7 protein-coding genes and 1 pseudogene are annotated in these 6,288 nt (G+C 67.1%); 3 read left to right on the plus strand and 5 right to left on the minus strand.

From position 1 onward, the window contains the following. Positions 1-1,030: class II fructose-bisphosphate aldolase (gene fbaA, locus WAX14_RS01070; RefSeq protein ID WP_422626247.1), on the minus strand; the 1,030-nt coding region annotated here is incomplete at its 3' end. Positions 1,031-1,214: 184 nt separating this feature from the next. Between fbaA and WAX14_RS01075 the strand changes: the two are divergent. Continuing rightward, positions 1,215-1,934 (plus strand): annotated as a pseudogene (locus WAX14_RS01075) (VTT domain-containing protein); the annotation flags it as partial. A 453-nt stretch (positions 1,935-2,387) separates the two neighbouring features. Beyond that, entirely contained in the window at positions 2,388-2,927 is a 540-nt protein-coding gene (locus WAX14_RS01080; protein ID WP_422626248.1) for a CGNR zinc finger domain-containing protein, read from the plus strand. A gap of 11 nt (positions 2,928-2,938) precedes the next feature. Here the strand turns inward: WAX14_RS01080 and WAX14_RS01085 are convergent, their stop codons facing one another. From WAX14_RS01085 to WAX14_RS01095, 3 genes are all read right to left on the minus strand, one after another. After that, positions 2,939-4,063 carry a glycoside hydrolase family 76 protein gene (locus tag WAX14_RS01085; RefSeq protein WP_422626253.1) on the minus strand — a complete coding sequence of 375 codons (1,125 nt, stop codon included), beginning with the start codon at positions 4,061-4,063 and terminating at the stop codon, positions 2,939-2,941. Positions 4,064-4,134: 71 nt separating this feature from the next. Beyond that, on the minus strand, positions 4,135-4,803 hold the full coding sequence (locus WAX14_RS01090) for a TrmH family RNA methyltransferase (protein ID WP_422626249.1): 669 nt from the start codon (positions 4,801-4,803) through the stop codon (positions 4,135-4,137). Positions 4,804-4,805: 2 nt separating this feature from the next. After that, positions 4,806-5,417: a DUF6636 domain-containing protein gene (locus WAX14_RS01095; RefSeq protein ID WP_422626250.1), complete on the minus strand. Its 612-nt coding sequence runs from the start codon at positions 5,415-5,417 to the stop codon at positions 4,806-4,808. 113 nt (positions 5,418-5,530) lie between these two features. Here WAX14_RS01095 and WAX14_RS01100 point away from each other — a divergent pair, with 113 nt between their 5' ends. Beyond that, positions 5,531-5,977 carry a hypothetical protein gene (locus WAX14_RS01100; protein ID WP_422626251.1) on the plus strand — a complete coding sequence of 149 codons (447 nt, stop codon included), beginning with the start codon at positions 5,531-5,533 and terminating at the stop codon, positions 5,975-5,977. Positions 5,978-6,041: 64 nt separating this feature from the next. Here the strand turns inward: WAX14_RS01100 and WAX14_RS01105 are convergent. After that, on the minus strand, positions 6,042-6,288 hold a 247-nt coding region (locus tag WAX14_RS01105), incomplete at its 5' end, for a lysoplasmalogenase family protein (RefSeq protein ID WP_422626252.1).

A 6,288-nucleotide genomic window follows, 5' to 3' on the forward strand; every position in this document is an offset into this window, starting at 1 on the left:
CCGACACCGAACGGCCGGCCGACTTCAGGTCGTTGCACGCCTCGACGTCGCGGGCGGTCATCGACGCCTCGGCCTTCTTGAGGTAGCTGCGCGGATCGTAGACCTTCTTGTTGCCGACCTCGCCGTCCACCTTGAGCACACCGTCGTAGTTCGCGAGCATGTGGCCTGCGATGGGGCGGGTGAACGCGTACTGCGTGTCGGTGTCGACGTTCATCTTCACGACGCCGTAGCTCAGCGACTCCTCGATTTCGGACTTCAGCGAACCCGAACCGCCGTGGAAGACCAGGTCGAACGGCTTCGAGCCGGCCGCAAGACCCAGCTTCGCCGACGCGGCAGCCTGACCCTCGGCGAGAACCGACGGCTTGAGCTTGACGTTGCCCGGCTTGTAGACGCCGTGCACGTTGCCGAATGTCGCGGCGAGCAGGTACTGGCCCTTCTCACCCGCGCCGAGCGCATCGACGGTCTTCTCGAAGTCCTCGACGGTGGTGTAGAGCTTGTCGTTGATGGCGTTCTCGACGCCGTCCTCTTCACCGCCGACGACACCGATCTCGATCTCGAGGATGATCTTCGCGGCCCGTGCGGAAGCGAGGAGTTCCTGCGCGAGCTCGAGGTTCTCGTCGATCGGCACGGCCGAGCCGTCCCACATGTGCGATTGGAACAGCGGGTTGCGGCCTGCGTTCACGCGCTCCTGGGAGATCGCGATGAGCGGGCGTACGAAGGTGTCGAGCTTGTCCTTCGGGCAGTGATCGGTGTGCAGGGCGATGGTGACGCCGTACTTGTCGGCGATGACGTGCGCGAACTCGGCGAGCGCGACCGCGCCGGTCACCATGTCCTTCACGCCCAGACCGGAACCGAACTCGGCGCCACCGGTCGAGAACTGGATGATGCCGTCGCTACCGGCGTCCGCGAAGCCCTTGATAGCGGCGTTGATGGTTTCGGACGACGTGCAGTTGATCGCGGGAAACGCGAAGGAGTGCTCCTTCGCGCGGGCGATCATCTCGGCGTAGACCTCGGGAGTCGCGATAGGCACAGCGGCTGTCCTCCAGATGAGATGTTGTCGCCTACCTGTGGTAGTGGCAGGCGCAAGGGTTGTCCCAGCAGTATGTCAACAGTCACGGGAACTGCACAGTTGGGTCCTGTTGCTCGTACCGGAACAACCCGTCCGGGCAGCACCGGACCCGGCCGGTGCGCGTACCGCCGGTACTCTGGTGACCGTGACTGTGTTGGAAGCCTCGGAATCCGTGACCAATCTGGCCTTGCTACCGGGATTCCTGGATCCGGTCAATCTGCTCAATTCGTTCGGCACCTGGGTGCTGGTCGGCCTGCTGCTGGTCGTGTTCATCGAATCCGGCCTGTTGTTCCCCCTACTTCCCGGCGACTCGTTGTTGTTCACCGCCGGCCTCGTTGTCGCAGGCAAGTCCACGGACGTCGACGCGTTCGCGCCGCTGTGGGTGCTGCTCGTGACGATCCCGATCGCGGCGATCCTCGGTGACCAGGTGGGCTACCTCATCGGCACGAAGGGCGGCACCGCCCTGTTCAAGAGCAACGACGCGAAGATCTTCAAGAAGCAGTACATCGACGAATCGCACGCGTTCTTCCTGCGGCACGGGCCGGTCACGATCGTGCTGGCGCGGTTCGTCCCGATCGTCCGCACCTACGCACCGCTCGTCGCCGGTGCCGCGAAAATGCCGTACCGGGTGTTCATCACCTACAACGTCATCGGTGGAGTGTTGTGGGGTGCCGGTGTCACCCTGCTCGGTTACCTGCTCGGGCAGATCGGGTTCATCCGCGACAACGTCGACCTGATCTTCCTGCTCATCGTGTTCATCTCCGTCGTGCCGATCCTGATCGAGATCGGCAAGCGGTTCCTCGCGTCGCGCCGCGGCGGCGCCGCATCCGAGGGCACCGCCCCGACCGGCACCGAACCGAACAGCACCGCCACGAACAACACCGCCACGAACAACGCCGCGGAGCTCTCCGACAACGAGAAAACCCTGGTCATCGACACTTCGGCATTCGCCGACGAGCCTCGGCGCACCGACGATGCGACCGCCGTCACCGCCCCGATTCCGACCCCGGGCCACTCCGAACGCTGATATCCAACGCACGCGCTGCCCCTTCCTGTGCGGGAGGGGCATCGTGCGTTCGGTGGCAGGAGTTCACGGGTGCAAACGGCCCGCTGAGTTCGACAGCGGGAGTGTGGACGCGCTCGTGGAGATCGATGCGCCGTGCCCCGCATCCGGCGCACCGCAGGTAGCGGACCTCGCCGATCGAGGTCGCGTGCCGTGATTCCACGCACCAGGAATGCGCGTGGGATTCGACGGCGGGTTCGTGTTGGTTTCGTGCTTCACAGGTGGTCATGCACACCACGATGATGTAATGCTCTTATGCATCTCAACCCTTACGGCGAGTATGCGGTCGTGCTCGCGGCGTCATTGGCGAACGACTGGCCCGCCGCGCGTTCCGACATCGTGGCGCGCACACGCGACGTCGGCATGACGATGGACTTTCCCGAGGCACCCGACGATCACCCCCGCGTCCGGTCGGTGATCGACGAGTGGTTGACGGTCGTCGACGCCACCGAGCCGGAACAGCGAGCACGACTGCTCAACGACCAGATGGCGGCGGCCGCCGCCTACCCCCGGCTGACCGACCACGACGGCGAGGGATGGCACCTGCACTACCGGGAAGGAGAGTTGCTCCCCGACGTGCTGCGGTCCGTCATCAGTGTCGGTACCGCGCTGCACCTCACCACCCGCGGCATGCACCGGCTCGGCCGCTGCGCCGCCGGGCAGAGCGACGGGGATCCCTGCACGGCGGTCGTCGTCGACATCACCCGCAACGGCAGGCAACGATACTGCTCGGTGCGCTGCGCGAACCGGGACGCCGTCCGACGGCACCGCTCCCGCATCGAACACGGGCACTGAACCGCCCTCGGTCACGGTTGCGACGAACGCGCAGCCCGGTCGGCCGCGACCGCGTGCGCCGCCTCCATCAGCATCCACCCACCGAGTTGCACCGACAGATCCCGCTCGGCGATCTCGGATTCGCGGACGGTGCCGCCGGAGAACTGCGCGACGGCGCGGCCGGTTCCGGGCAGCCGCGCCTGCACCGACCAGTCCCGGCCGAACAAGGGCAGTTCCTCTATCTGCAGTCGGTTGTCCCATGCCGCGTCCGCGGACATCAGCACCAGGCGCGCCGCGGTGTTGCGCGCGCGTTCGTCGTCGATGTCCCGGACCGGAAGGCTCGTCGCGACCATCGCGAGATACCGCGCGAGAATGCCGTTGAACAATCCACCGTCGCCCCCACCGCCGCCGGTGACGACGCTGGCCTCGGCGAGTTCACGGTCGACAGCGTCGACGAGCGCATGCACTCGCGTGCGATGCCGGTCGTCACCGATGCGGACGGCCAGGTCGGTTTCGAGTCCGAGCACCACACCCTGGCAGTAGCTGTAGATCGCGCGTTCGATCTCACCGTTCCGGATGCCGTCGAAGATCAGGCCGGTTCCGGGGTCCTTGAGGGTCTCGTCGATCCAGTCCGCGATCTCCTGTGCACGCCACACCTTGCCGGTTCGGGCCAGCAGGATTCCGGCCGGCCCGTTGGCGGGGGCGTTGTAGAAGGTGTCGTGCCTGCGCCACGGCAGTCCACCGCCGCGCTCGGGCTGCCACGCCGAGAACAGCGTGGCCTCCAGATCTCCGATGCCGTCCCGATGATCGACCAACAGGAGTCGTTGCGCCCGTTCGAGCGCGAGCCCGAGCCAGGCCATGTCGTCGTAGTAGTTGTTGGTCCACCCGCTGATGTTGCGGATGCGATGGGTGCGGGTCAACCGGACCACGCGGCGCCGCCGCCGCGGCGTCGGCTCACGTTCCGCGGCGTCGACCGCAAGGTCGATCAGGTGCGCCTGCCACCAGTAGTGCCACGTGAGGAACAACCGTTCACGGCGGATCGCGGGCCAACCGACCACTCCCATCGCCGTGCCGGGCAACCCCCACAACCGACACACGTGCCGGGACTCGACGGCAGCCTCGGCAGCGGCGGCCCGCTCGGCCCACAGTTCCGGCATGACGTCGATCATCCTCACTTCACGACGGTGGCGACACCCGATTGCGGCATCTTCACCGGTCGGCGCGCTCGTCACCATGCGCGTGTCGGGTCCGCATGCTGACGAATCCACGCGTGCATCGCGATTCCCGCGGCGACCCCGGCGTTGATACTGCGGGTCGAACCGAACTGGGCGATGGACACCGTCGACGCCGCGACCTGGCGCGCACGCTCGGTGACCCCGGGGCCTTCCTGCCCGAACAGCAGCAGGCAGTGATACGGCAGTTCCGCACTCTCCAACGGCACCGAACCCGGCGTGTTGTCGACCGCGACGATCCCGAGATTGCGGTCCGCCGCCCAGTCGATCAGCGCGTCCACATCGGGATGATGCATCAGATGCTGATAGCGGTCGGTCACCATGGCGCCCCGACGATTCCAGCGGCGACGGCCGACGATGTGCACGGTCGCCGCGGCGAACGCGTTGGCGGTGCGTACGACCGTGCCGATGTTGGCGTCGTGTTCGAAGTTCTCGATCGCCACATGCAGTGGGTGCCGTCGCGCATCGATGTCCGCGACGATCGCTTCGCGCGTCCAATAGCGGTAGGCGTCGACCACGTTGCGGCGGTCGCCGTGCGCGAGCAGTTCCGGGTCGAAACGCGGATCGGGGGGAGGTTCGGTACCGAATTCCTCGATCCAGGGACCGACCCCGTGACGGTGCTCGCCCCACTCGGTCGGCCCGGCGCCGTCATCGACATCGGCCACGGTCAGAACGTCTCGTTCGATCCGGTCGCGACCGTGAAACCGTGCCCGGTGTCGTCGTTGCGGCAGGTGACGTCCGCGTCGGTGGTGGTGCACGAGAACCCGAGTTTCGACAGCGTCGAACCGGCGGGCAGGGCGGCGGTGCCGTCGCCCGACAGGTAAACCGGCCCGCCGGAGCACATGAACGCACCCTCGCCCTCGTTCTCGACGCGAATACCGTTGCCCCAGTTCACAACACAATCGTCGGGTCGCGGCGGGACCGGATCGGTGGTGCCCTCGCATCCGGCTTCGCTGCGGGTGGGCAGCTTGATGATGCCGCAGTGGAACTGCCCGTCCGGGCTGGTGAAGTAGTACGACTCGTTGCGCTCGTAGGGCACGTCGACCAGCACGGTCTGCGGTGCGGGCTCGGCCGGCGCGACGGTAGTGGTGGTGACCTCGGCCGTGGTCGTCGGCGCGACTGTCGTAGTCGGCGCAGGCAGACTCGTCGTCGTCGTGGCGGCCGGTGCCGACGCCGCAACGGATTCCGTCGGCGTCCCCTCGTCCCCTCCCCCACAACCGGCGAGCAGCACCGCCCCCATCGTCAGCACACCGATCGACGCCACCCGACGCACGTTCACACAACTCCCTTTCGACGATCCGGATGTCACTCTATCGGCCGGTCGGGGGCGTCCCACCCGACCGCCCCGGCACCGCCGTGCGCGCGGGTTATCCTGGGTGGCGGAGGAAAATGATGAACCACCAGCGTGTCGCCCGTGCCGTCGTCGTCGTGACCGGCGGATACATCCTCGTGCTGGCGCTGTGGCTGACCTACTTCCTCGGCACCTCCGCCGAGGGCACCATCGGTTTCCAGGTGGTCTTCCTGGTCTGCGCCTACGGCGCTGCACTCGGCCTGGCCATGATCGTCGCGGCGCGCCCGTCCCGCAGCGACCGCCGACTGGAACGGCACGGTCTCGAGGGGTGGGCGACGATCCGCTCGGCGAAACCGATCGCACACACCGTCGACAACGGCGAAATCACCGAACTCGATCTCGACCTGACCGTCCCCGGCTCCGAGTCGTATCGCGGGCGGGTGGTCTACGAGGTGACCCCAGAGTTCGCCCAGTCCTTCGAACCGGGCCGCGTGGTCACCATCCGCGTCGATCCGAACAATCGCGACCGGATCGTGCTGTGCCCCTGAACGTCCCCAGCCCCTGAACGTCCCAGCCCCTGAACGTCCCAGCCCCTGAACGTCCACCGGCCACTCAGGCCCGGCGGGACGCGAGCATGCCTTCGACCAGCAGCAATTGTGCGGCCACATAGCTCACCAGAATGAAACCCTCGGCCACCTTCCGGGACGTCCCGTTCTTCAGCAGAACGCGACGCACCACGATCGTGCCGTCGGAGAGGGTGAACAGGAAACCGCCCAGTCCGAGCCAGCTCCGCCGGTCCCCGGACGGTCGCGGCAGCCCCGCGACCAGCGCCGCACCGGGCGCCAGCGCGGGATCGGCC

It is taken from the genome of Rhodococcus sp. (in: high G+C Gram-positive bacteria) (assembly GCF_049299235.1).
In the GTDB taxonomy this organism is placed as follows: Bacteria; Actinomycetota; Actinomycetes; order Mycobacteriales; family Mycobacteriaceae; genus Rhodococcus.